At 70.3% G+C, this 23,980-nt stretch carries 21 protein-coding genes and 1 pseudogene; 4 read left to right on the top strand and 18 right to left on the bottom strand.

The window, feature by feature from the left end; translation table 11 throughout:
• Window positions 1–6: 6 nt before the first annotated feature.
• On the bottom strand, window positions 7–1,107 hold the full coding sequence (locus P8T65_RS15715; protein ID WP_316725986.1) for a bifunctional succinyldiaminopimelate transaminase/glutamate-prephenate aminotransferase: 1,101 nt from the start codon (window positions 1,105–1,107) through the stop codon (window positions 7–9).
• A gap of 131 nt (window positions 1,108–1,238) precedes the next feature.
• On the bottom strand, window positions 1,239–1,556 hold the full coding sequence (fdxA, locus tag P8T65_RS15720) for a ferredoxin (protein ID WP_005480604.1): 318 nt from the start codon (window positions 1,554–1,556) through the stop codon (window positions 1,239–1,241).
• A gap of 140 nt (window positions 1,557–1,696) precedes the next feature.
• Here fdxA and P8T65_RS15725 point away from each other — a divergent pair, with 140 nt between their 5' ends.
• Entirely contained in the window at window positions 1,697–2,779 is a 1,083-nt protein-coding gene (locus P8T65_RS15725; protein WP_316725987.1) for a GNAT family N-acetyltransferase, read from the top strand.
• A gap of 17 nt (window positions 2,780–2,796) precedes the next feature.
• The gene (locus P8T65_RS15730) at window positions 2,797–3,648 is read left to right on the top strand and encodes a transglutaminase-like domain-containing protein (protein ID WP_399103105.1); all 852 of its coding nucleotides are present in this window, start codon (window positions 2,797–2,799) and stop codon (window positions 3,646–3,648) included.
• A 272-nt stretch (window positions 3,649–3,920) separates the two neighbouring features.
• Here the strand turns inward: P8T65_RS15730 and P8T65_RS15735 are convergent, their stop codons facing one another.
• The 4 genes from P8T65_RS15735 to P8T65_RS15750 all read right to left on the bottom strand — a co-directional run bounded on the left by P8T65_RS15735 (window position 3,921) and on the right by P8T65_RS15750 (window position 8,036).
• Window positions 3,921–5,960 carry a hypothetical protein gene (locus P8T65_RS15735; RefSeq protein ID WP_316725989.1) on the bottom strand — a complete coding sequence of 680 codons (2,040 nt, stop codon included), beginning with the start codon at window positions 5,958–5,960 and terminating at the stop codon, window positions 3,921–3,923.
• A gap of 250 nt (window positions 5,961–6,210) precedes the next feature.
• Window positions 6,211–6,642, bottom strand: a complete 432-nt coding sequence (locus P8T65_RS15740) for a DUF6113 family protein (RefSeq protein ID WP_316725990.1) — start codon at window positions 6,640–6,642, stop codon at window positions 6,211–6,213.
• 64 nt (window positions 6,643–6,706) lie between these two features.
• Window positions 6,707–7,714, bottom strand: a complete 1,008-nt coding sequence (gene mshB, locus P8T65_RS15745) for an N-acetyl-1-D-myo-inositol-2-amino-2-deoxy-alpha-D-glucopyranoside deacetylase (protein ID WP_316725991.1) — start codon at window positions 7,712–7,714, stop codon at window positions 6,707–6,709.
• Between the two features lie 127 nt (window positions 7,715–7,841).
• Window positions 7,842–8,036, bottom strand: a complete 195-nt coding sequence (locus P8T65_RS15750) for a hypothetical protein (RefSeq protein WP_005480627.1) — start codon at window positions 8,034–8,036, stop codon at window positions 7,842–7,844.
• Window positions 8,037–8,260: 224 nt separating this feature from the next.
• On the opposite strand from P8T65_RS15750, the gene P8T65_RS15755 reads away from it, so the two are divergent.
• The gene (locus P8T65_RS15755) at window positions 8,261–10,381 is read left to right on the top strand and encodes a prolyl oligopeptidase family serine peptidase (RefSeq protein ID WP_316725992.1); all 2,121 of its coding nucleotides are present in this window, start codon (window positions 8,261–8,263) and stop codon (window positions 10,379–10,381) included.
• 159 nt (window positions 10,382–10,540) lie between these two features.
• Here the strand turns inward: P8T65_RS15755 and P8T65_RS15760 are convergent, their stop codons facing one another.
• The 6 genes from P8T65_RS15760 to P8T65_RS15785 all read right to left on the bottom strand — a co-directional run bounded on the left by P8T65_RS15760 (window position 10,541) and on the right by P8T65_RS15785 (window position 16,875).
• Window positions 10,541–11,677 (bottom strand): dipeptide ABC transporter ATP-binding protein, encoded by a 1,137-nt coding sequence (locus P8T65_RS15760; RefSeq protein ID WP_316725993.1) that lies wholly within the window; start codon window positions 11,675–11,677, stop codon window positions 10,541–10,543.
• The gene (locus tag P8T65_RS15765) at window positions 11,643–12,653 is read right to left on the bottom strand and encodes an ABC transporter ATP-binding protein (RefSeq protein WP_316725994.1); all 1,011 of its coding nucleotides are present in this window, start codon (window positions 12,651–12,653) and stop codon (window positions 11,643–11,645) included. The genes P8T65_RS15760 and P8T65_RS15765 overlap by 35 nt, the downstream gene beginning before the upstream one ends.
• A gap of 9 nt (window positions 12,654–12,662) precedes the next feature.
• Window positions 12,663–13,676: an ABC transporter permease gene (locus P8T65_RS15770; RefSeq protein WP_316725995.1), complete on the bottom strand. Its 1,014-nt coding sequence runs from the start codon at window positions 13,674–13,676 to the stop codon at window positions 12,663–12,665.
• Window positions 13,669–14,592 (bottom strand): ABC transporter permease, encoded by a 924-nt coding sequence (locus tag P8T65_RS15775; protein WP_033525531.1) that lies wholly within the window; start codon window positions 14,590–14,592, stop codon window positions 13,669–13,671. The genes P8T65_RS15770 and P8T65_RS15775 overlap by 8 nt, the downstream gene beginning before the upstream one ends.
• 6 nt (window positions 14,593–14,598) lie before the next feature.
• Window positions 14,599–16,239, bottom strand: a complete 1,641-nt coding sequence (locus tag P8T65_RS15780) for an ABC transporter substrate-binding protein (RefSeq protein ID WP_316725996.1) — start codon at window positions 16,237–16,239, stop codon at window positions 14,599–14,601.
• 426 nt (window positions 16,240–16,665) lie between these two features.
• Window positions 16,666–16,875 (bottom strand): DUF397 domain-containing protein, encoded by a 210-nt coding sequence (locus P8T65_RS15785; RefSeq protein WP_316725997.1) that lies wholly within the window; start codon window positions 16,873–16,875, stop codon window positions 16,666–16,668.
• A 76-nt stretch (window positions 16,876–16,951) separates the two neighbouring features.
• Here P8T65_RS15785 and P8T65_RS15790 point away from each other — a divergent pair.
• Window positions 16,952–17,272 (top strand): annotated as a pseudogene (locus tag P8T65_RS15790) (Uma2 family endonuclease); the annotation flags it as partial.
• An 83-nt stretch (window positions 17,273–17,355) separates the two neighbouring features.
• Here P8T65_RS15790 and P8T65_RS15795 read toward each other — a convergent pair.
• From P8T65_RS15795 to P8T65_RS15820, 6 genes are all read right to left on the bottom strand, one after another.
• The gene (locus P8T65_RS15795) at window positions 17,356–17,739 is read right to left on the bottom strand and encodes a VOC family protein (protein WP_316725999.1); all 384 of its coding nucleotides are present in this window, start codon (window positions 17,737–17,739) and stop codon (window positions 17,356–17,358) included.
• A gap of 134 nt (window positions 17,740–17,873) precedes the next feature.
• Window positions 17,874–18,545, bottom strand: coding sequence for an HAD-IA family hydrolase (locus P8T65_RS15800; RefSeq protein WP_316726000.1), 672 nt, complete (start codon window positions 18,543–18,545; stop codon window positions 17,874–17,876).
• 215 nt (window positions 18,546–18,760) lie between these two features.
• The gene (locus P8T65_RS15805; RefSeq protein WP_316726001.1) at window positions 18,761–19,903 is read right to left on the bottom strand and encodes an oligopeptide/dipeptide ABC transporter ATP-binding protein; all 1,143 of its coding nucleotides are present in this window, start codon (window positions 19,901–19,903) and stop codon (window positions 18,761–18,763) included.
• Window positions 19,904–19,917: 14 nt separating this feature from the next.
• On the bottom strand, window positions 19,918–20,979 hold the full coding sequence (locus tag P8T65_RS15810; RefSeq protein ID WP_316726002.1) for an ABC transporter ATP-binding protein: 1,062 nt from the start codon (window positions 20,977–20,979) through the stop codon (window positions 19,918–19,920).
• A gap of 10 nt (window positions 20,980–20,989) precedes the next feature.
• A complete protein-coding gene (locus tag P8T65_RS15815) occupies window positions 20,990–21,967 on the bottom strand; it encodes an ABC transporter permease (RefSeq protein WP_230219920.1) in 978 nt (325 codons plus the stop codon).
• Between the two features lie 108 nt (window positions 21,968–22,075).
• Window positions 22,076–23,878, bottom strand: a complete 1,803-nt coding sequence (locus P8T65_RS15820; RefSeq protein WP_316726003.1) for an ABC transporter substrate-binding protein — start codon at window positions 23,876–23,878, stop codon at window positions 22,076–22,078.
• Between the last annotated feature and the right edge of the window lie 102 nt (window positions 23,879–23,980).

The following is a 23,980-nucleotide window of genomic DNA, read 5'->3' on the forward strand; positions in this document are numbered from 1 at the left end:
TGCGTTCTACGCCTTGGTCAGGCGTTCCACCGCCGCCGCCACCCGCTCGTCCGTCGCCGTGAAGGCCACGCGGACGTGGTGGTCGCCGGCCGGGCCGTAGAAGTCGCCGGGGGCCACGAGGATGCCGAGGTCGGCGAGGTTCGCGACCGTGGTCCAGCAGGACTCGTCCCGGGTGGCCCACAGGTAGAGGCTGGCCTCGCTGTGTTCGATGCGGAAGCCGTGGGCGACGAGGGCGTCGCGCAGGGCCGTGCGGCGGGCCGCGTAGCGGGCGCGCTGCTCCTGGACGTGGGCGTCGTCCCCGAGGGCCGCGACCGCGGCGGCCTGGGTGGGGGCCGAGGTCATCATGCCGCCGTGCTTGCGGATCTGCAGGAGCGGGCCGAGGACGTCCGGGTCACCGGCGAGGAAGGCCGCGCGGTAGCCCGCCAGGTTGGAACGCTTGGAGAGGGAGTGGACGGCGACGATGCCCTCGTACGAGCCGCCGTTGACGTCCGGGTGGAGGACGGAGACCGGGTCGGCGTCCCAGCCCAGCTCCAGGTAGCACTCGTCGGAGAAGATCAGGATGCCGTGCGAGCGGGCCCACGCCACGATCCGGGTGAGCTCGTCCTTGGCGAGGACCCTGCCCGTGGGGTTGGACGGCGAGTTCAGCCAGAGGAGCTTCAGGCCGGCCGGGTCCAGGGTCGTCGGATCGTCGTAGACCTCGTGCTCCGCGCGGGCGAGACGGGCGCCCACCTCGTACGTCGGGTAGGCCAGGCGCGGGTACGCGACCCGGTCGCCGGGGCCGAGGCCCAGTTGGGTGGGGAGCCAGGCCACCAGTTCCTTCGAGCCGACGATCGGCAGCACGTGGCGGTGGGTGACGTCGCGGGCGCCGAGACGGCGCTCCAGCCAGCCCGTGATGGCGTCACGCAGTTCGACGGTGCCCCAGACGGTGGGGTAGCCCGGCGAGTCCGCCGCGGCGACGAGTGCCTTCTGGATCAGGTCGGGGACCGGGTCGACCGGGGTGCCGACGGAGAGGTCGACGATGCCACCGGGGTGCGCGGCGGCCGTCGCCTTGTACGGCTCCAGCTTGTCCCAGGGGAAAGTGGGAAGGCGGTCGCTGACTGCGGACACGGGATCTGGCTCACTTTCTCGTGGCGAACGCCTCGGTCCCGTACGGCGATCATGGTGATCGGGCCGTACGGGACCGGGGCGGCGCGGATGCGGGCCGCGGGGGCGTCACCCCCGGGGCCGCGGCGTCGCTCTCAGGCCTGTGGCGGGAGTGCGGCGACGAAGGGGTGGTCACGCTCGATCAGACCTAGCTTGCTGGCACCACCGGGCGAGCCGAGCTCGTCGAAGAACTCGACGTTCGCCTTGTAGTAGTCCTTCCACTCCTCCGGGGTGTCGTCCTCGTAGAAGATCGCCTCGACCGGGCACACCGGCTCGCAGGCACCGCAGTCGACGCATTCATCCGGGTGGATGTAGAGGGACCGCTGCCCCTCGTAGATGCAGTCGACCGGGCACTCCTCGATGCACGCCTTGTCCTTGACGTCGACACAAGGCTGCGCGATGACGTAGGTCACGCTGTCGTTCCTCCTCGATAGGGCGCTGGCGGGCCTCCTCAGGCTCCGCCGCCTGGCGCGCGGGAGCGCGGCGTCGTCGATGCCCGCACCTAGTATCTCCGTTCCTGGGCATGATCCGAACAGGAGGGGTGGACAGACCTGTGGAAATCTCTGCCGGTGGACGGCTCGAGATCCGTGTCTCCGCTGCTGACGTGGGCAAACGCGTGTCGGTGCGGTGCGTCGACGACGCGGTCGCCGGGGCTGGGAAATTCACCGACACGGTTGGTGTTCTCACATCATGGGACGACGGCGTCCTGTTGATCACCCGCCGGAACGGGGAACGGGTACGGATCGAGGAGTCGTCGCTGGTCGCGGGGAAGGTCGTGCCCGCCGCCCCGGCCCGTCGGCGCGGGCCCGCCGCCACGTACGAGGAGCTGGCGCGGGTCGCCGCGCGGGCCTGGCAGCCGGTCGAACGGGAGCGGCTCGGCGGCTGGGAGCTGCGGGCCGCCGCCGGCTTCACCCGGCGCGCCAACTCGGTGCTGCCGACGGGCGACCCCGGAATGCCCCTGGACGACGCCCTGACGGCCGTACGCGGCTGGTACGCGGCCCGCGGGCTGCCCGCCTTCATACAGCTGGCCACGGGCGCCGAGGGCACGCAGGAGCTGCTGTGCGCGGAGGTGGCGGACCGCGGCTGGGTCCGTGAGGTGAGCGCCGAGCTGTGGATCGGCGCGCTCGCGCCGGTCGCGGACCGGGAGTGGGCCGGGGTCGAGCTGTCCCGCACGGCGGACGAGGCGTGGCTCGGCCGCTACCAGCGCAAGGGGCTCGGCGAGGTCGCGCTGAAGGTGCTCGGGAGCGGGCCCTCGGTGTGGTTCGCGAGCGTGCCGGGCGCCGGGGGCGCGGGGCCCGCCGCCATCGGGCGCTGCGTCGTGGACGGGCGGTGGGCCGGTTTCGCGGCCGTCGAGGTCGATCCCGCCCAGCGGCGGCGGGGGCTCGCCACGACCGTGATGGCCGCGCTGGCCCGGCGGGCGCTGGACGAGGGCGCCTCGGCCGGGTGGCTCCAGGTGGAGACGGACAACGCGGGGGCGCGGGCGCTGTACGGGGGGATGGGGTTCGCGGCGCATCACTCGTATCACCACTACCGGGAGCCGGAGGGGGCCGGCAGCGGCGGGGGCGGCGATTCCGGTGCAGGCTCCGGCTCCGGTGCAGGCTCCGGCTCCGGTTTCGCTCCGGGGGGATCGTCGTGAGCGGGCATCACCCGGCCGTGCCGGCGCCCTTTCCCCCGGAGCCGGAGCGGGCGGCCGAGGTGCGGCGGCGGTTCGCGGAGGAGGCGCGGGCCGAGCGGCCCGACCTGGCCCTGCTGTGTCTGCTGGTGGGCGCCGCGGGCGACGGGACACTCGACGACGCGGGCGTCGACGCCGCCGAGATCGAGCTCGACCGGCTGGCCGGGCTGATGCCGTACCGGCCGGGCGCGCCGCGTGCGTGGGCGGTCGCGGCGGCCGAACTGCTCGGCGAGCAGTGTGGGTTCCGTGGTTCCGCCGGGGACTACCAGCGGCTGGAGTCCTCGCTGCTGCACCAGGTGCTCGAACGGCGACGGGGGTTGCCGATCCTGTTGTCCGTGGTGTGGATGGAGGTGGCCCGGCGGGCGGGTGCGCCCGTGTACGGGGTCGCGCTGCCGGGGCACTTCGTGGTGGGGTTCGGGCCGCAGGAGGAGCAGGTGCTCGCCGATCCGTTCGACGGGGGGCGGGTGCTGAGCGGGAGCGACGCGGAGTTGCTGGTGGCCGGGGCGACGGGGGCTCCGCTGGACCCCGCGATGCTGAGCCCCGCCGATCCGCTGGACGTGGTGGTGCGGGTCCTCAACAACGTGCGGGCGTGGGCGGCGGCGCGGCCCGAGCGGACGGATGTGGCGTTGTGGGCGCTGGAACTGTCGTTGGCGATGCCCTCGCATCCGGGGCGGTTGCGGTACGAGTGGGCGCGGTTGCTGGTGCAGCGTGGGGAGTTCGTGCGGGGCGCTGCCGCGTTGGAGGAGTACGCCGAGGTGGTGGCCGGGGTGGATGCCGGGGCCGCGGAGAAGATGCGGAGGCAGGCGGAGGCGGCTCGGGCTCGGTTGAACTGAGAGTGCCTGTGCGGTGGTTCGAGGGTGCGTGTTCGCTGTGGGGCGCGTCTTGGGGCACCTCTTGGTCGTGGGGTGCCTCCTGCCTGGCGGGTGCGGGTTCGTCGTGGCCGATCGCGCAGTTCCCCGCGCCCCTGGCGGTGGCTGCCCCGGGCTCGGTCACTGGCACAGCCATCCGCCCCACCCGCAAGCCGTGACGAGGGGGCACCCGGGATGTCCCGGGTGCCCCCTCGTCGTGCCGGGCGATGCGCTCACCGGCCCCCGGCCGGGTGCCGCTAGCTCGGGTTCGTCTCGATGACGGCCGTGCGGTCGGTCGTGCTCTTCAGGGCCTGGCGGAGGGCGCCGTAGACGTCCTGCACGGTGACGGGGGTCTTCTCGCCGTTGCCGCGGGTGATGAGGACGTCGTCGAAGGCGCCGCCGTAGAGCTCCTTGAGGGCCTTCTCGTCATAGGAGTCGACGAGCTTGCCGTCGACGGCCTTGACGGTGAGGAACTTCCAGAGGGAGTTCTGCGGGCTCAGCGGGACGCTGTGCGCGGCGTCGGTCTGGACGGTCACGATGCCCGACATGGCCGGCTCCGCGAACTCCTTCATGAACCGGTCGACCTCGGCCTTGTCGACCGACGGCTCCTTGGTGGTGGTCGGGAGCTGCACCGTCGCGGGCTTGCCGGTCTCGATCTGGGTGCGGTAGGCCTCCTCGACGGCGTCGGTGGATTCGTCGACGTCGATGCCCTTGCCGGCCTTGCCGTACACGGGGACGGCCTTGCCCGCCTCGTACTTGACGGTGCCGTCGCTGGCCGAGCCGGAGCTGCCCGCGGCGCGTTGGAGGGCGGCCGCCAGCTTCTCCACGTCGACGGGCATGACGGGCTCGACGACGCGCTCCTGGCCGAAGAGCGCACCGATCACCGAGACCGGGTTGTAGTCGCTGACGGCGGCGGCGCTGACCGTGGCCTGCTTGTCGAACTGGAGTCCGGCCTGGTCGGGCTTGAGGGAGACGGTTTCGCCGTCGACCGAGAGCTTGAGCGCCTCGTTCGTGCTCTTGCCGAAGGCCGCGTCCAGCTTGTTGACGGCCTCGTCGCGGGTGCCGCCGCCGATGTCGACGCCGAGGACGGTGGTGCCCTTGGGGACGTCGGAGTGGTTCATCAGCAGACCGGCACCGTAGACACCGCCGCCGAGGACGATCACTCCGCCGACGAGCAGGCCGAGCTTGCTGCGGCCCTTCTTCTTGGCCGGCCCCGCGGACTTGGTGTTCTTCGCCGGGCCGGACTTCTGCTGCGGGCCGGGGTCGGGCAGCTTCGGCGGGGTGTGTTGCACCGCGCCGTCGGGGCCGCCCGCGCCGAACGGCGTGCCCTGGGTGCCGGGCGGCACGACGGGGATGCCGCTGGTCAGGGTGTGTCCGGAGGGGTTGTCGACGAGCGGGCCGGAGCCGCCGTAGCCCGGGGTGCCCGGTTCCGGGGCGGGCCGCTGCGGGGTGAGGACCGCGGTGTCGTCGCTGATGCCGCCGCCGGGGCGGGCGTAGGCGCCGGGCGAGGAGAAGTCGGCGTCGGGGCCGCCGAAGGGGTTGCCCTGGTAGCCGGGGCCGCCCTGGCCGGGCGGCGGGCCGAGCGGGCTGTCGCCGGTGACGGGGCCGCCGGTGGGGCCCGCCGGGCCGGAGCGGCCGTCCGGGCCGCCGGGGCGGGCACCGCTGTCGGAGAAGTACGGCAGGTCGTCGCGCTCGGGCTTGGTTCCGGCCAGCGCGGCCGAGACGTCGAAGGAGCCGGTGCCGCCGCCGTGGCCGGGAGCGACCGGCTGGCCGCCGGTGGCGCCGGGGAGTCCGGCGCCGTTCGTCCCGCCGGGCCGTGCGCCCGTGCCGGGGCGCGGGCCGCCGGCCATCGGGCCGGGACCGCCGGGGCGGGCGCCCGCGCCGGGGCCGCCGGTGCCGGGCGTGCCCGTGCCGGGGACGCCGATCGAGCCGGTGGAGAACCCGGCGCCGTTGCTGCCGCCGTTGCTCGTGCCCTTGGCGGGGGTGGCGCCCTTGCGCGGCGCGAACCAGTCGCTGGTGGGCTTGTCGTCGGCGGGTGCGTCCAGCTCCGGCGCGGGCGCCGGGGTGTCCGTGAACACGGGCATGGCCGTGGTGCCGGTGGTCTCCGACTCGGACCCGGTGTCGTCCGCCGGGCCGTCGCCGTCACCGACCGGCTTGCGGACGACGACCGGCGGGATGGGGCGTGAGCCGGGGATGTTGATCCGGACCCGCGTGGTCAGCGTGGTCTCGGTCTTGGGTCCGTCCGGCCGCTCGCCGGCGGCCGACCGGGCCGCTGCGGCACCGGCCTCGGTGGCCATGGGCGTGCCGTACGGCGGTGTCCCCGACGGGTACGCGGTGCTGCCGCGCCCATTGGCCCCGGAGGACGAAGTGTCAGTTTCACGACTCAAGGCAGGTTCTCCCGGTTTGCTCCGCCGCCCGTCACGACCTCAACTCAGCGGGCAGCTCGGCGGCGCGCACCACCATACTGGCCACTTCCGGCGCGTATCCCACGACCGCGCGGGAAACCCACACGGGACCCGCACCGGCGCACTGCGGCGAAGTGGTACGTCACTTCCCAAGTCGGGCGTCTGGCCCGGTCGGTTGCCACCCTCGCCCAAGGGTGGCGCACATCACAGCCACAGCCATGCCGCCGAGCAGGAAAAGATACGAGCCCGCTCCCGCGCCGAAAAGGAAGTCGCCCTCCGGCCGGGTGGACGTCAGCAGGACGACGGAGATCATCCAGCCGGCGGCCGGCGCAACGGCCCCGGCCCGGCCGCCCGTCACCCGGGCGCCGCCCAGGAACAGCCCGGCCGCGCCCAGCAGCGCGAGCAGCAATCCCCCGGGGAACCAGGCCGCTTGGAGCAGCCCGCCGGCCACCCCGACCACGGCTCCCAGGACGAAGAGTCCCAGGTGCGCGGCGGCCCGCCCCAGCGGGGGGAATGTCAACGGCTGTGCGAGCGCGCTGCCTTGCCCGCCCGTCGGCCGGTCCTTCGCGGTCATCGCCGGCCCTCCTCTCGGCGGCCGTGCGTGCGCACCACTGCTGTGTCATACCCATGCGTACGCATCACAGGGCCGTTCCGTTCTGCTGTTTCTCGAAAGTCTGCCGTTCCGGGGAATTCTGTCGCCCTTCGGGCGAAATGCCGGAGATCCCCTCGAACAAGTCGCCCTCCCGGCCGCCGCCTTCGCGTCTGCCTCGCACCAACTCGTAGTACTCGGTGGTCAGCAGCGGCTGGGCCAGCCGGTTGGAGAGGACGAAGTAGGGCTCGGCGACCTCGATCTGCGTGGCGTGGGCGCGCATCGCGGCGGCCTTCGCGGCCGCGAAGCCGGTGCCGTCGATCTCGGTGGTGACGATGTGGTCGTCCACCACTCCGGGCACATCCGTGACGCTCGCGGCCCACTCGAACGGCAGCCGTCCGGGCTCGGCGAGATCGCGGCGCAGCCGGCCGAAGCCCTCCAGGAGCACCCCGCGCGGCACCCGGTTCCAGTAGACCTTGGCGATCTCCCAGGGCTCGCCCAGGTCGGGGCGGTAGTCCGGGTCGGGGGTCAGGTCGGCGGCGCGCATGGCGACGCGGTGGGCCTGGATGTGGTCGGGGTGGCCGTAGCCGCCGTTCGGATCGTAGGTCACGAGGACCTGGGGGCGTACCTCACGGATGACCTCGACCAGGTGGGCGGCGGCCTCGTCGACGTCGGCGGACCAGAAGGCGCCGGGGCGTTCGTTCTGTTCGACGCCCATCATCCCGGAGTCGCGGTAGCGGCCGGGGCCGCCGAGGAAGCGGTGGTCGGTGACGCCGAGCTTCTTCATGGCCTCGGCCAGCTCGTCCACCCGGTGCGGGCCCAGGGTGTCGTCACGGTCGGGCGCGAGGTGGGCGAGGCCGGGCGGGATGACCTCGCCCTCCTCGCCGAGGGTGCAGGTCACCAGCGTCACGTGCGCGCCCTCGGCCGCGTACCTGGCCATGGTCGCGCCGTTGTTGATCGACTCGTCGTCCGGGTGCGCGTGCACCAGGAGCAGTCGGCGAGCGACGCCGGAGGGGTGTCCCCCCGGCCGAGGGCCGGAGGAGGGCAGATCCGTCATGGGGCCACCCTACGAGGCCCCCGGTTCGCGCCCGTGGCGGGCGCGGGCCTTCACAGGAACGGTCGGCCGCGGGGGTCGCGGGCCCGGTGGGACGGGCCCTGGGAGAGGCCCCCGGCGGCCGGAGGTGTCAGAACTTGATACTGCCGATCATGCCCGCGATGTTGGTCGTCAGCTCGCTGATCGTCGGCGCGATGGTCGAGGAGGCGAGATAGAACCCGAGCAGGATGCAGATGATCGCGTGTGGGGCCTTCAGCCCTGACTTCTTGATCAGGATGAAGACGATGATCGCCAGCAGCACCACCGCCGAAATCGAGAGTGCCACGGCGGCTCACCTCCAAAAGTTCCCTGGGACCTGGGGAGCGAAGCAGTTGTCGAAGGCTGACGGCGAGAGCGTCGTCAACCGGTGACGTGGGTGACGCAGTTGTAAATCCATACAGCGGCCAGCAGGTTCATACCCACCCAGCGGTAGTGATCATAACTATCCATACGCGCGCATCGGTCGGCGCACGGCCGCACAAGGGGGCGCATGGCCAATATGGTCGGGGCATGACGACCCAGCCCGAGTCCTCCCCTCGCCGACACGCCCGGACCCAACGTTTCTCCCTCGGCGCGCCGAGGGCTTTCTCCGTCGCTCCGGACGGTTCCCGTGTGGTGTTCCTGCGGTCCTCCTCCGGCACCGACCGGGCCAACAAACTGTGGGTGATGGACCTCGGGGACGGTGGTGGTGAGCGGGTGGCGGCCGACCCGGGCGCGCTGCTCGCGGGCTCCTCGGAGGAGTTGTCCGCCGAGGAGCGCGCGCGCCGTGAGCGCCTGCGCGAGGGCGGCGCCGGGATCGTCGGCTACGCCACCGACGCGGCCGTGGAGTTGGCCTCTTTCGCCTTGTCAGGGCGGCTTTTCGTGGCCGAGCTGCGGGCCGGGACGGCACGTGAACTGGACGTTCCCGGACCGGTGATCGACCCTCGCCCCTCGCCCGACGGCCGATACGTCGCGTACGTCGCCCGGGGTGCGCTGCGCGTGGTCGGGGCGGAGGGCGATGCGGACCTGGCGCTCACCGAGGAGGAGACGGGAAACGTCACCCACGGCCTGGCGGAGTTCATCGCGGCCGAGGAGATGGGCCGTTCACGCGGTTTCTGGTGGTCGCCGGAGTCGGACCGGCTGCTGGTGGCGCGGGTGGACGACACGCCGGTGCGCCGCTGGTGGATCTCGGACCCCGCGCAGCCGGAAAGGGACCCGCGGCAGGTGGCGTACCCGGCGGCCGGGACCGCCAACGCGGAGGTGCGCCTCTTCGTGATCGACCTCGCCGGGGCCCGCACGGAGGTCGTGTGGGACCGGGCGCGTTACCCGTATCTGGCGCATGTGCACTGGTCAGCGGCGGGTGCGCCGCTGATCCTGGTGCAGGCGCGGGACCAGCGCAGCCAGCTGTTCCTGGCCGTGGACCCGGACACGGGGGCGACCCGGATGGTGCACGCCGACGAAGATCCACATTGGCTTGATCTTTTCCCTGGGGTGCCGGCGTGGAGTCCGTCGGGCCGGCTCGTGCGTGTCGCGGACGAGGGCGGCGCGCGGGTGCTCGCGGTCGGCGAACGCCCTTTGACGGGACCACAGTTGCAGGTCCGCGCGGTACTCGACGTCGCGGACGCCGATGTACTGGTCTCCGCCTCCGCGGGAGAAGCGGCCGCGGACCCGGAGATCGGCGAGATCCACGTCTACCGCGTGAACGAGCTCGGCGTGGAGCGCGTCTCGCAGGAGCCCGGCGTGCACTCGGCCGTGCGCGCCGGGGGCGTGACCGTGCTCGTCTCGGCCGTTCCGGGGCGGGCCGGAGCCCAGGCGCAGGTGCTGCGGGACGGCAAGCCGGTGGCGACCGTGGCGTCTTATGCGGAAGATCCCGGTATGTCACCGCGCGTGCGGTTCACACAGGGGGGCGCACGCCGCGTACCGTGCGCCCTGCTTATGCCGAGCGACTACGACGGGGTCACACCCCTACCGGTCCTCATGGACCCCTACGGCGGTCCGCACGGCCCCCGGGTGCTCGCCGCGCACAACGCGCACCTCACCTCGCAGTGGTTCGCCGACCAGGGATTCGCGGTGGTGGTCGCCGACGGACGCGGCACCCCCGGCCGCTCCCCCGCCTGGGAGAAGGAGATCGACGGCGACTTCACCCTCTCCCTGGACGACCAGGTGGAGGCGCTGCACGACCTGGCGAGGTCCCACCCGCTGGACCTCTCCCGGGTCGCGATCCGCGGCTGGTCGTACGGCGGCTGGCTCGCGGCCCTCGCGGTGCTGCGCCGCCCGGACGTCTTCCACGCCGGCATCGCGGGCGCCCCGGTCACCGACTGGCGGCTGTACGACACGCACTACACCGAGCGGTACCTGGGCGACCCCGCGAAGAACGCGGCGGCGTACGCGAGGAGTTCGCTGATCACGGACGAGGGGCTGTCCGCGCCCGCCGAGCCGCACCGCCCGCTGATGGTCGTGCACGGCACCGCCGACGACAACGTGGTCTTCGCCCACGCGCTGCGGCTGTCCTCCGCGCTGCTGGCGGCCGGCCGCCCGCACGAGGTGCTGCCGCTCTCCGGCGTCACCCACATGACGCCGCAGGAACAGGTCGCCGAGAACCTGTTGTTGCTCCAGGTCGACTTCCTGAAGCGATCGCTGGGCATGGGCTAGCGGGCACGGACACGGCAACGGGCCGGGGCTACATGGCGAGCCCCGGCCCGTTTACGGCACCCGCACGGCCGTACGCGTAGTAGATTCGCGCGTCCGTATATCGGAACCGCGTCGGCTAAGTTGCCTGCGTGTTAACGCATTTGGTGTGGATTTGTAGGCTTATTCAGCCTCATTCGTCTGATCGTCCGTCTGATCATCCGTCCGATCGACCGTCCGGCCGTCCCTCTGCTCGTCCTCCGGTTCCTCCGGCGGCACCACCTGTTTCTCCTCCGCGAAATGGCAGGCCGAGTCATGGGCGGCCGGGCCGGTGGTGAGCCGGAACTCCGCGGGGACCGCCAGCAGCGGCACCTCCAGCGCACAGCGCTCCCGGGCCTTCCAGCACCGCGTACGGAAGCGGCACCCGGAGGGGATGTTCGTCGGGGAGGGCACATCACCGAAGAGGATGATCCGTTCCCGGTGTTCACGGGCCTCGGGGTCCGGGACGGGCACGGCGGACAGCAGGGCCTGGGTGTAGGGATGCGTCGGGTGGTCGTAGATCTCGGCGTCCCGGCCGATCTCCACGATCCGCCCCAGGTACATCACCCCGACCCGGTCGGAGATGTGCCGCACGATGGACAGGTCGTGGGCGATGAAGACGTACGACAGTCCGAACTCGCCCTGGAGGCGGTCCAGCAGGTTGATGACCTGGGCCTGGACGGAGACGTCCAGGGCGGAGACGGGTTCGTCGGCGACGATGATCTCGGGGCGGAGCGCCAGCCCCCGGGCGATGCCGATGCGCTGGCGCTGGCCGCCGGAGAACTGGTGCGGATAGCGGTTGATGTACTCGGGGTTGAGGCCGACCACGTCGAGGAGTTCCTGCACCCGGCGCCGACGGTCGCCCTTCGGCGCGACCTCGGGGTGGATGTCGTACGGCTCCCCGATGATGTCGCCCACGGTCATCCGGGGGTTGAGGGAGGTGTACGGGTCCTGGAAGACCATCTGGATGTTGCGGCGGACGGTCTTGAGCGCCCGGCCGGAGAGCTTGGTGACGTCCTCGCCCTTGTAGCGGATCGATCCGGCGGTCGGCCGTTCCAGGTGGACCAGCATCTTGGCGACCGTGGACTTGCCGCAGCCGGACTCGCCGACGATGCCGAGGGTCTCGCCCCGGCCGAGGGCGAAGTCGACGCCGTCGACCGCCTTCACGGCGCCCACCTGCTTCTTGAAGAGGATGCCCTCGGTGAGCGGGTAGTGCTTGACCAGACCGTTGACCTCCAGGATCGGCTCAGCCGGTGGGGCGGTCGTGGATGTCGTGGTCATCGAGGCACTCCCTCCAGAAGTGGCAGGCGCTCAGCCGGATCCCGTCCGCCGGCTCCACGTCGTACAGCGGGGGTACGTCGGTCCGGCACACGTCCCGGGCCATCGGGCAGCGGGGGTTGAAGGCGCAGCCGGGCGGGATGTCCATGAGGTTGGGCGGCAGGCCCTTGATGGCGTAGAGCTCCTGGCCCTTCTGGTCCAGGCGCGGGATCGAGTCGAGCAGGCCGCGCGTGTACGGGTGGGCCGGGGCCTTGTAGATGTCGTGGACGGGCGCGGACTCCACGATCCGGCCCGCGTACATCACGGCGATGCGGTCGGCGACGTCCGCGACGACGCCGAGGTCGTGGGTGATGAGGATCAGGCCCATGTCCAGCTCGCGTCGGAGTTCGGCGAGGAGGTCCATGACCTGGGCCTGGACGGTGACGTCCAGCGCGGTCGTCGGTTCGTCGGCGATGATCAGCGCGGGTTCGAGGGCCAGCGCCATGGCGATCATGATGCGCTGGCGCATGCCGCCGGAGAACTGGTGCGGATAGTCCCGTACGCGCTCCTTGGCGGCCGGGATGCGGACCCGGTCCATCAGCTCGACGGCCTTGGCGCGGGCGTCCTTCTTCGACATGCCCCGGTGCACGACGAACATCTCGCCGAGCTGGTCGCCGACGGAGAGGACGGGGTTGAGGGAGGACAGGGCGTCCTGGAAGATCATCGCCATCTCGGCGCCCCGGACCTTGCGGCGCTCGTCCTCCTTGAGCTTCAGCAGGTCCCGGCCCTTGAAGAGGATCTCGCCGCCGGTGATCCTGCCGGGCGGCATGTCGAGGATGCCCATGATCGCCTGCGCGGTGACCGACTTCCCGGAGCCGGACTCCCCGAGCACGGCCAGCGTCTGCCCCTCGTCCACCCCGTAGTCGACCCCGTTGACGGCCTTGGCGACCCCGTCCCGGGTGCGGAACTCCACGTGCAGACCACGCACTTCGAGCAGCATGACGACACCTCACCTCAACTTCGGATCGAGGGCGTCGCGCACCGCGTCGCCCAGCATGATGAACGCGAGGACGGTGATCGCCAGGGCGCCGGAGGGCCACAGCAGGGCGTGCGGGGCGTTGCGGATGTACGGGGAGGCGGCGGAGATGTCGATCCCCCAGGAGACGCGCGGCGGTTTCAGGCCGACGCCCAGGTAGGACAGGGTCGCCTCCAAGGCGATGTACGTGCCGAGGGCGATGGTGGCCACGACGATGACCGGGGCAACCGCGTTCGGGGTGATGTGGCGCAGCAGCATGCGGGAGTTGGAGGCCCCGAGGGCGCGGGCGGCCTGCACGTAGTCGTTCTGCTTGGCGGTGATGACCGAGCCCCGGGCGATGCGGGAGATCTGCGGCCAGCCCAGCAGCACCATGAAACCGATCACGGGCCAGATGCTGTTGCTGGTGACCACGGAGAGCAGCACCAGGCCGCCGAGGACCACCGGGATCGCGAAGAAGACGTCGGTGATCCGGGAGAGGATCGAGTCCGAGAACCCGCCGAAGAACCCGGCGAGGCCGCCGAGCACCGACCCGAGGATCGCGACGCCGAGCGTCGCGCAGACGCCGACGGCGATGGAGACCCGCGCCCCGTAGACGGTACGGGTGTAGACGTCGCAGCCCTGCCCGTCGTACCCGAACGGGTGTCCGGGTTGCGCGCCCTCCTGAGCCTTGGAGAGGTCGCACTTGAGGGGGTTGCCGGAGGCGATCAGCGACGGCCAGAGGGAGATGACGACCAGGAAGAGGATCACCAGGGCCGAGATGATGAAGACGGGGTTGCGCCGCAGGTCGCGCCAGGCGTCGGACCAGAGGCTACGGGCCTTGTCGGCCGGGCCGCCCGCGTCGGCGTTGCCGAGCCGCTTCTCCAAGGTCTCCCCCTCGGTGGTGGCCAGGTCCATCGTGCCGTCCTGCCCCGTCGCGGCGATCGCCCCGCCCTCGGGGACGCGCTGGCCGCCCGACACGTGCGGCTCCTCCGGCTGGGGCTCAGGCATAGCGGATCCTCGGGTCGAGTACGGCGTAGAGGAGGTCGACGAGCAGGTTGGCGATGAGGAACACCAGGACCAGGACGGTCACGAAGCCGACGACGGTCTGGGTGTTCTGGCGGAGGATGCCCTGGTAGAGCTGGTATCCGACGCCGTGGATGTTGAAGATCCGCTCGGTGACGATGGCGCCGCCCATCAGCGCGCCGATGTCGGTGCCGATGAAGGTGACCACCGGGATCAGGGAGTTCCGCAGGAGGTGCTTGCGGATCACCCGGTGCCGGGGCAGCCCCTTGGCGACGGCGGTGCGGACGTAGTCGGCGCGGGTGTTCTCCGCGATGGACGTCCGGGTGAGGCGGGTGACGTAGGCGAGGGAGACGGAGGCGAGGACGAGCCCGGGGACGATCAGCTCGTCGAAGGTGGCGTCGGAGGAGACCGACGGACTGATCCAGCCCCACTCCACGCCGAGCAGCAGCTGGAGCAGCAGACCGGTGACGAAGGTGGGGACGGAGATGACGACCAGGGTGATCACCAGGGCCCCGGTGTCGACGGGCCGCCCGCGTCGCAGACCGGTGACGACACCGAGGGTGATGCCGATGACGATCTCGAAGAGGATCGCGACGATCGTCAGCCGGATGGTGACGGGGAAGGCGGAGGCCATCAGCTCGGTGACCTCCTGCCCGTTGAACGCGGTGCCGAAGTCGCCGGTGAAGACGTTGCCCATGTAGGTCAGGTACTGCTGCCCCACGGGCTTGTCGAGGCCGAACTCCCGTCTGAGCTGGGCGGCCGTCGCCGGATCGCACTCCCGGTCGCCGCAGAGGCCCGCGATGGGGTCGCCCATCACGTTCACCATCAGGAAGATCAGGAGGGTGGCGCCCACGAAGACCGGGATCATCTGGAGCAGGCGCCGGGCGACGTACCGTCCCACGGAGGATCAGCCGACCTTGATCTGGTCGTACACCGGCACGCTGAACGGGTTCAGGGAGACGTCGGACAGCCGCGCCGAGTAGCCCGCGCTGCCGTTCTGGTACCAGAGCGGGATGGCGGCCATGTTGTCCCGGACGACCTCCTCGGCCTTCTGGAACGTCTCCACGGCCTTGGTGGTGTCGGACTCGGCGTTGGCCTCGTCCACCAGCTTGTCGAAGTCGGCGTTGGACCACTTGCCGTCGTTGGAAGAGGCGTTGGTGTAGTACAGCGGCTGCAGGAAGTTCTGGATGAGCGGGTAGTCCATCTGCCAGCCGGCCCGGAACGGGCCGCTCATCTTCCGCTGGGTGATCTGGTTGCGGTAGTCGGCGAAGGTGCCGACCGGGTTGCCGACGCACGCCTTGTCGTTGTCGAGGGCGTTGTTGATGGAGTTGCAGACGGCGTCGACCCACTGCTTGTGGGAGCCGGTGTCCGCGTTGTACGTGATCTTGACCTGGCCGCCGGGGAGCCCGCCGCCCTCCTGGATCAGCCTCTTGGCCGCGTCCGCGTCGTACTCGCAGGCGTCACCGCACAGGCCCTTCTTGTAGCCGCCCTCCTCGCCGAGGACGGGGGAGGTCCAGTCGGTGGCGGGGGTGCGGGTCTTCTGGAAGATGGTGTCGGTGATCTGGTCGCGGTCGATGGCCCGCGAGAGCCCTTCACGGACCTTGTCCGAGCCCTCCTTGTTCCAGTCCTCGTCGTAGAACGGGAAGGACAGCGTCTGGATGATGCCGGCCGGGGTGTTGATGTACCGGTCGCCGAGGTCGGCCTCGACGTTCTTCAGCTGGGCGGCGGGGACGTCGTCGACGAGGTCGAGGTTGCCCGCCATCAGGTCGGTGTAGGCGGTGTTGTTGTCGGTGTAGACCTTGAGGTCCACGCCGCCGTTCTGTGCCTTGTCCTCGCCCGGGTAGTCGTCCCACTTGCGCACCGACAGCTGGGAGCCCTTGGTGTAGGAGTCGACGGCGTAGGGGCCGTTGCCGACGGGCTTGGCGAGCCAGGCGTCGTGGTCGGTGAAGAACGACTGCGGCAGCGGGGCGAAGGCGTTGTAGCCGAGGGTGTCGGGGAAGGTCGAGAACTTCTGGGTGAGCTTGACCGTGAAGGTGTTCTCGTCGACGACCTTCAGCCCGGAGAGGGTGTCGGCGGTCTGCTGGCTGCCGTCGTCCGGGTGGGTCTTGTCGTAGCCCTCGATGTACTCGAAGAAGTACGCGTTCTTCTGGTTGTTCTTCAGGCTCGCCCCGTAGTTCCAGGCGTCCACGAAGGACTTGGCGGTGACCTTCTCGCCGTTCTGGAAGGTCCAGCCGTCCTTGACGGTGATGGTGAAGTTCTGCGAGTCGGTCGTCTCGATGGTCTCGGCGAGCATGTCCTTCGCCTCGCCGGTCTTGGGGTCGTACCGCTTCAGCCCGCGGAAGATCATGTCCAGCACCTTGCCGCCCTGCACCTCGTTGGTGTTGGCCGGCTCCAGCGGGTTCTGCGGGTCGCCCCAGGAGGAGCTGAGCACCGCGCCGGCGTCACTGCTGCCGCTGCCGCCGTCGCCGTCGTCGCCACCGCAGGCGGTCGCGGCGAGGGCCACCGCCGCCGCGCCGGCGATCCATCGGGCGTGCGTGGCTCCACGCATGGGTGCCTCCTCGTGAGAGCGCAGTGGCCTGTGGTACTGCGCTGTGCTCCAGCGCGGGTGCGCTGTTCCGATACCGGTCAATATCGACCGGTTGCACCCATGGCGCACGTCACTCGGCCCGTCCGGGGGAACGTCTCCCTCCGGATGTACGTACTCACTGCCTCTGGCGCGGCGGGGCGGGGGCGGGGGGCGCGGTCGGGGCGAGGGGCGCGGTCGGGGTCGGGCGCGGCCACGTCTGCACGCCCACCTGCCGGGCCTTGCACTGCCCGAGGACGGGTCTGGTCACGAGTGTCCGCAGAGTTCCACTCGGAGCGGCCCCCACCTGGGGTTTCCTGCTTGTGCTGCGGGACTGGGCGCCCACTTGCCGACAGCCAGGGCCGCGCCCCCCAGGAAGCCTCCGTTGCGGCGCGGGCCTGCCCGACCGCTTCAGCCCGTGCGCCCCGGGGCCCGGCCGAGGGTCCCGCCCTTGACTCCGCCGAGGAAGGCGCGCAGGGCCGCGGGCGTGGTGGCGATGACGGTCTCGGGGGTGGCGCTTTCGCGGAGGTGGGGGCGGCTGGTTGTGGGGGCGGCTATCTCGACGCAGGTATCGGCGCCACCCTCGCTGTAGCTGGACTTCTGCCACCTGAGCTGGGCCATGCGCGCCTTCCTGAAGCCGGATGCTCCCTAGAGCAGGGGATACAGAAGCCGCTGGATCAACCCCAGCGAGTCCGAGAACGGCCCGGAGATCGAGCACCCGTCGATCGGCCGCATGCGACGCCCCGACGCCGTCGTCATCCCGGAAGAGGTGCTCGACGAGGAAGGCCTGACCGTGGACGCCACCCAGGTGCTGGCCGTCATCGAGATCGTCTCACCGTCCAACCCCGACAACGACTACGGCGAGAAGCTCACCGAGTACCCCGCCATGGGGATCGCCCACTACATGATCGTCGCCCCTCGCACGGGCACCATCGAGGTGCATTCCGACCCGTGCAGGGGCCGGTACTCCCGCAAGGATCCGTACATCTTCGGCGACAAGGTGCCGTTCGGTGCCTGATCGGTGGAGACCGCCGCGTTCCGCCGTTACGGCCGGGCGGGCGACAGCTCAACCTGACGGGCGGCCCGCACCGAGGGCGTGGATCATCCCAACTCGCCCCGCTCCACGCAGAATTCGTTGCCCTCGGGGTCGGCCATGAGGACCCAGCCGCCGCCGTCGGGGCGGGTGTGGTCCGCGATCACGCGGGCGCCCAGCCCGATTGCCCGCTCGACCTCCTCGGCCCGGGTGCGGCCGTGCGGCTTCAGGTCGAAGTGGAGCCGGTTCTTCGCCGACTTGCCCTCGGGCACCCGGACGAACAGCAGCCGCGGCCCACCGGACGGATCCGCGATCAGCGCCTCCGGGTCACCGGGCTTGTCGTCATCGGCCAGGGGCCTGCCGAGCAGTTCGCTCCAGAAGAGGGCGAGGTCGTACGGGTCGCCCGTGCAGTCGATGGTGATGCTGTGGATGGCGGGGGGCGTGGGGCTCAACTGGGTTCTCCGTCGTGAGTGGGTGTGCGGGTGGGACGTCCGTGGTCCGCCGGCCCGGGTCGGAACGGTGTCGCCGACCGGGTCTCGGTCGCGGACCAGGGTCTCGCCGCCCGCCACGGCCCGCCACCGATTTCCTACCGGGCACGGTCTCCGCCCACAGCCCGCAGCACGCCCTCCGCCGCCTCCCTCAGCGACCCGAAACACCCGTGCGCGCCCCGGAGTTCGTCTGGGTGGTGCGTGGACGCCACCGCGTACACCGTACAGCCGGCCGCGAGCCCCGCCGCGACGCCCGCCGGCGCGTCTTCGACGACCAGGCAGCGTGCCGGGTCGGCGCCCAGGCGTGCGGCGGCGGTCAAGTAGCCCTCGGGCGACGGCTTGCCTTCGGACACGTCCTCGGCGCAGACCCGTACCTCGGGCACCACCAGCCCCGTACGGGCGAGCCGGGCGGCGGTGGGCTCGGCGCGGCTGGAGGTGACGACGGCCCAGCGGCCCGGCGGCAGGGCACGCAGCAGCCCGGCGGCCCCGTCGAAGGCCCGGATGCCGGGCTCCTCGGCGGCCATCAGCCGGTCCAGGGCTTGGTGTTCGCCGGCCGGGTCCCGCTCCGGGGCCAGCGATCTCAGGATGTCGGCCCGTCGGCGCCCCTGCGTGGCCTGCCACACGGCCTCGGGGTCCAGCCCCCGCTCCCGTGCCCAGGCCTGCCAGACCCTGCCGTGCGCGTCGGCGGTGTCGAGCAGTACCCCGTCCACGTCGAAGAGGACGGTGGTGGCCGTACCGTCGCCGACCGGTCCTCCGGAACCCGTCCTCATCTGGTCGCACGCCCCCGTCGACAGCAGCTCTGCACGGAAGAGGGCCCGCCGTACCGCGCCGACGGCCCCGTCACCGGGACCACCACCGTCGTACGACGAGCCCTCGAAGACTCGAACGAGCCGTACTCGAACCGACCGGACTCGGCCGGGCCGAACCCGATCGGGACCGACTTGCCCCGCCGGTCCAACTCTTAGGCCCGGTCCGACCCCTTGCGTCAGTCCTTGGCGACCTTCGCGCCCGACTCCTCCGGCGTGCTGTCCTCCAGCGCCTTCAGCCCCGGGTCCAGTACGACGTCCTCGGCGCGGGCCTCCGTCGTCGGGTCCTCCGGGAAGTGGCAGGCTGTCAGGTGGCCGGGCAGGTTGCCGGAGAGCTGGACCAGCGGCGGCTCCTCGGAGGCGCACTTGTCCTGGGCCTTCCAGCACCGCGTCCGGAAGCGGCAGCCGGACGGCGGCGAGATCGGCGAGGGCACGTCACCGGCGAGCCGGATCCGCTCCTTGGCCTCGACCTCGTCGTCGATCGCCACCTCGGGCACCGCCGAGAGCAGGGCGTGGGTGTACGGGTGGCGGGGCCGGTTGTAGAGCGAGTCCCGGTCCGCGACCTCGACGATCTTGCCGAGGTACATGACCGCGACGCGCTTCGAGAAGTGCCGGACGATGGCGAGGTCGTGCGCGATGAAGAGGAACGCGATGCCCAGCTCCTCCTGGACCTTCTGGAGGAGGTTGACGACCTGCGCCTGGATCGACACGTCCAGCGCCGAGACCGGCTCGTCCGCGACGATCAGCTTCGGGTTCAGGGCGAGCGCGCGGGCCACACCGATGCGCTGGCGCTGACCACCGGAGAACTCGTGCGGGAAGCGGTTGTAGTGCTCGGGGTTGAGACCGACCAGTTCGAGGAGCTCGCGGACCTTGTTCTCCCGGCCGCCCTCGGGGTTGATCCCGTTGACCTCCATCGGCGACTTGATGATCGTGCCGACCGTCTGCCGCGGGTTGAGGGAGGAGTACGGGTCCTGGAAGATCATCTGGATCTCGGACCGCACCGGCGCCAGCTGCTTGCGCGAGGCGTGGGTGATGTCCTGGTCCTGGTAGGTGATCTTCCCGCCGGTGGGCTCCAGGAGCCGGGTGATCAGCCGCCCGGTCGTGGACTTGCCACAGCCCGACTCACCGACCAGACCGACGCTCTCGCCGACCCCGACGGTCAGGTCGATGCCGTCCACGGCCTGGACCGCACCGACCTTGCGTTTGATCGGGAAGCCGCCGTAGATGGGGAAGTGCTTCGTCAGCCCCTCGACCCGGAGCAGCGTCTCGGCCGCGGTGTCCTGGGAGCCCTGCTGTGCGGGGAGGGTGAGGTTGTCGCTCATGATCTCGGTTCTCCCTAGCGCAGCCGGGGCTGGATCTTGTCGATGAAGATGGACTGCTTCTGGTCCGCCGTCAGGTGGCAGGCAGAGGCACGCCCCTCGCCGAGCGGCGGCCGCTCCGTGCTGCAGCGGTTGCCGGTGACCTCACCGGTGAACGCGCAGCGCGGGTGGAACGGGCAGCCGGTGGGCGGGTTGAGCAGGCTGGGCGGGGACCCCGGGATCGGGGTGAGCGCCTGCGCGGTGTCGCCGCCGAGGCGGGGCATCGAGCTGAGCAGACCCCAGGTGTAGGGGTGCTTGGGGTTGCGCAGCACCTCACGGACGCTGCCGCGCTCCACGGCCCGGCCCGAGTACATCACCAGCAGGTCGTCGGCCATGTCGGAGATGACGCCGAGGTCGTGGGTGATGAAGATGATCGCGGAACCGAACTCCTGCTGCAGATCCTTGAGCAGGTCGAGGATCTGCGCCTGGACGGTCACGTCGAGCGCCGTGGTCGGCTCGTCCGCGATCAGCAGGTCGGGGTCGCAGACCAGGGCCATGGCGATCATGGCGCGCTGGCGCATGCCGCCGGAGAACTGGTGCGGGTAGTCGTCCACGCGGGTCTGCGGATGCGGGATGCCGACCTTGGCCAGCATCTCGATCGCCCGCTGCCGGGCCTCCTTCTTGGAGGCGCCGGTGTGCTTCATGAACGGCTCGGCGATCTGCCGGCCCACCGTGTAGTACGGCGAGAGCGCCGTCAGCGGGTCCTGGAAGATCATCGCCACCTTGTTGCCGCGGAGCTGCTCCAGCTCCTTCTCCTTGGCGGTGACGAGTTCCTTCCCGTCGAGGATGATCTCGCCCTCGACGGTGGTGCTCCTGGGGTTGTGCAGACCGAGGACGGTCAGGTTGGTCACGGACTTGCCGGAGCCCGACTCACCCACGATGCCCAGCGTCTTGCCGCGCTCGACGTCGAAGGAGAGCCCGTCGACGGCCTTGACTATGCCGTCCTCGGTGGAGAACCGCACCCGCAGGTCGCGGACCGAGAGGAAGGCCTCCGGCCCGGTCGGGGCCTTCTCACCTTCGGTCTTGGTCAGAGTGGTCACGGTATTTCTCCTAGCTGAGGCGCACGCGCGGGTCGATGTAGGCGTAGGCGATGTCCACGATGATGTTCAGCAACAGGATGAAGAAGGCGCCGAACAGCATCACGCCCATCGTCAGCGGGATGTCCTTGTCGAGCGAGGAGTTGACCGCGAGACGCCCGAGGCCGGCCAGGTCGAAGGTGAATTCCGTGACGACCGCGCCGGACAGCAGCGCGCTCAGGTCCATGCCGATGATGGTGACGATCGGGATGAGTGAACCACGCCAGGCATAACGGAAGAATACGTACCGCTGCTTCATGCCCTTGGCCCGGGCCGTGCGGACGTGTTCCTCCGAGAGCTGCTCGATCATGGTCGAGCGGGCCATACGCGTGTACTGGGCGGTGAAGATGGTGGCCATGACGGCCCAGGGGATCAGCAGGCCCATGAACCAGCCCCCCGGATCATCGCTGAGCGGCACGTACTTGGGACTCTCCATCCAGCCCGTGCTGTAGACGAAGATGCCGAGGACGATCGGGCCGAGGAAGTAGATCTGGAAGGAGCTGAGCACCATCGAGGCGCCGCTGACGGCCTTGTCGACGGCGGTGCCGCGCTTCCAGGCGGCGAGCAGACCGGTACCGAGGCCGAACACCAGGAAGATGAGCAGACCGCCGAGGGTCAGCGACAGGGTGAGCGGGAAGCTGTCGACGATGGAGTCCCAGACGAAGTCACCGCTGTGGAAGGACATGCCCAGGCAAGGTGCTGAGCAGTGCCCCACCGCGAAGTCCCGGCCGACCACTATGCCGGACATGAACTCCCAGAACTGCGTGGTGATGGGCTTGTCGAGACCGAGGTTCTCTCTGATGACCGCGATGTTCTCGGGGGAGCAGTTCTTGCCGCAGGACAGCTGCGCGAAGTCTTGGGGGATCGTATAGAACAGGAAGAACGTGAAGGCGCCGATCAGGAACATGATGACGACGGCGCCGATCAGCCTGCGGATGAGGAACTGAAGCATGGCGGGTGGATGCTCTCTTCGAAAACGCGGCGGTCGGAGGGGGTGGTACCGACCGCGGGGGTGCGCTCCGCCTGGCGCACACCCCCGCGGATCAGCCGGGCTGACGGATTACGGCTGCTTCAGGAACAGGTCGTTGATGTCGATGTAGCTCGACTCCGTGCTGTACCGGGCACCACCGATGTTCGATCCGAAGAGCTGGATCTGCTTCGAGTAGTAGACCGGGGCGGCCGGGTTGATCTCCTCCACGATGCGGTGGTGAGCCTCTTCCCACGTCTTGGCGGCAGCCTCGGGCTCCTCGGTCAGCGCCTTCTTGATGAGGGCGTTGACCTTGTCGTCGTTGATGTGCGAGTAGTTCGAGGCACCGTCGGCGATGAGGGTGCCGTCGTAGACCGGCGTGATGACCGTGGACGGGGAGGACCAGTCCTGGCCCCAGCCGGTCATGTAGATGTCGTACGGGTTGTCCAGCTTGCCGACCTGCTCGTAGAAGCTGGCCCGGTCGACCTCCTTGGCCTGGACGTCGAAGCCGAGCTTGCCCAGCGCGTCCTTGATGATCACCTGCTGAGCCTGGCCGCGCGGAGTGTTGGAGTAGGCGTAGGTGAGCTTGGTGCCCTCCTCGACACCCGCCTCCTTCAGCAGCTCCTTGGCCTTCTCCAGGTCACCGTTGGGCTTCTTGGTCTTGCCGAACGGGTCGTACGACGCGTCGTAGCCCGGCAGCGTCGGCGCCAGCAGACCACCGGCGACCTCACCGCCGTAGCGGCCACCGTCGGCCTGGACCATGGCCTGGGACGGGAGCGCGTACGTGATCGCGTCGCGGACCTTCTTGTCCTTCACCTTGGCACTGTCAAGGTTGAAGTTCAGCTGCCACACGTAGGGCTGGTAGCCCTGGATGGTGCGCTTCTTGGTCTCGGCATTGCCGATGACCGTCGACATCTGCGCCGGGTCCACGGAGTCCGTGAACTGGATGGCGTTCTTGGCCTCGCCCTGGTCGGCGATCAGACGCTTGGTCTGGCTGGCCTGGTCGATGGTGTTGGTGAAGTTGTAGCCGTCGACGTACTGGTGGCGCACCGAGTCCGTCTTCGGGTCCCACTGGTCGTTCTTGACCAGCTTCAGCGACTTGCCGGCCTTGAGCTCGGAGATCTTGTAAGGGCCGAGGGAGGCCGGCGCCTTGTCGTACTTCTCCTTCGTGTCCTGCTTCTCGGGCACGATGGCGTAGCCGGCCATGGCCAGGGCCTGGGGCAGGTCCGGGCGCGGCTGGTCGAAGTGGAAGACGACCGTCTTGTCGTCCGGGGTCTCCAGGACGGAGTCCGGGAGGTGCTTGCCCTTGTACGGACCGTCCGGCAGCGCCTTGCGGTAGTCGGAGCCCGACAGCCAGCTCTGGATGTACGACGGGCCGTCGAAGATGACCTTGGAGTACTGGCGCTCGATGGTGTGGCGGACGTCGGCCGAGGTGATGACGTTGCCGTCCTCGTCCTTGATGCCATCCTTGAGCGTGTACGTCCAGGTCTTGCCGCCGTCGGAGGACTTGCCGGAGTCGGTGGCGATGTCACCGACGACCGTCAGGTTGCCCTTGTCGTCCTCCTGGTAGTTCGTCAGACCGCGGTGGATCAGGTTCGCGAGCTGACCGGCGTCGGAGACGTAGATCTGGCCCGGGTCCAGGTGGGTGATGTCCGACTGCTGGTAGACGTTGATGACACCGCCGGACTTGGCGCCCTTGACTTCCTCGGCCGGGCCGGTGGACGCAGCGGCGTCACCGTAAGCGACAGGCTTCGACTGCTCGGCGGCGTCCTCCTTGCTCTTGGAGGTGTCCTTCGTGTTGCTCTTGCCGTTGTCCGCGCAGCCGGCCAGCGCGAGCGAACCGGCCACGAGGGCGACGGCCACGGCGCGCGTGGTGCGGTTTCTGATGGGCTTCATGATGCCTATGCACCTACCTGTCGATAGTTGTCCACGAGTACTGCCTGACGGCCCGGGAGAACCCGGGTCGGGGGCGGCAGTCCCCCCACCCACCAATGGACG

Source organism: Streptomyces sp. 11x1, from assembly GCF_032598905.1.
Classification (GTDB): domain Bacteria; phylum Actinomycetota; class Actinomycetes; order Streptomycetales; family Streptomycetaceae; genus Streptomyces.

What these genes read in the sequence shown, in the direction of transcription:
- P8T65_RS15735 (WP_316725989.1), bottom strand. Translation starts at nt 5,960, where the DNA reads ATGGCCACCGAGGCCGGTGCCGCAGCGGCCCGGTCGGCCGCCGGCGAG.
- P8T65_RS15740 (WP_316725990.1), bottom strand. Translation starts at nt 6,642, where the DNA reads ATGACCGCGAAGGACCGGCCGACGGGCGGGCAAGGCAGCGCGCTCGCA.
- mshB (WP_316725991.1), bottom strand. Translation starts at nt 7,714, where the DNA reads ATGACGGATCTGCCCTCCTCCGGCCCTCGGCCGGGGGGACACCCCTCC.
- P8T65_RS15755 (WP_316725992.1), top strand. Translation starts at nt 8,261, where the DNA reads ATGACGACCCAGCCCGAGTCCTCCCCTCGCCGACACGCCCGGACCCAA.
- P8T65_RS15760 (WP_316725993.1), bottom strand. Translation starts at nt 11,677, where the DNA reads ATGACCACGACATCCACGACCGCCCCACCGGCTGAGCCGATCCTGGAG.
- P8T65_RS15765 (WP_316725994.1), bottom strand. Translation starts at nt 12,653, where the DNA reads ATGCTGCTCGAAGTGCGTGGTCTGCACGTGGAGTTCCGCACCCGGGAC.
- P8T65_RS15770 (WP_316725995.1), bottom strand. Translation starts at nt 13,676, where the DNA reads ATGCCTGAGCCCCAGCCGGAGGAGCCGCACGTGTCGGGCGGCCAGCGC.
- P8T65_RS15780 (WP_316725996.1), bottom strand. Translation starts at nt 16,239, where the DNA reads ATGCGTGGAGCCACGCACGCCCGATGGATCGCCGGCGCGGCGGCGGTG.
- P8T65_RS15785 (WP_316725997.1), bottom strand. Translation starts at nt 16,875, where the DNA reads ATGGCCCAGCTCAGGTGGCAGAAGTCCAGCTACAGCGAGGGTGGCGCC.
- P8T65_RS15800 (WP_316726000.1), bottom strand. Translation starts at nt 18,545, where the DNA reads ATGAGGACGGGTTCCGGAGGACCGGTCGGCGACGGTACGGCCACCACC.
- P8T65_RS15805 (WP_316726001.1), bottom strand. Translation starts at nt 19,903, where the DNA reads ATGAGCGACAACCTCACCCTCCCCGCACAGCAGGGCTCCCAGGACACC.
- P8T65_RS15815 (WP_230219920.1), bottom strand. Translation starts at nt 21,967, where the DNA reads ATGCTTCAGTTCCTCATCCGCAGGCTGATCGGCGCCGTCGTCATCATG.
- P8T65_RS15820 (WP_316726003.1), bottom strand. Translation starts at nt 23,878, where the DNA reads ATGAAGCCCATCAGAAACCGCACCACGCGCGCCGTGGCCGTCGCCCTC.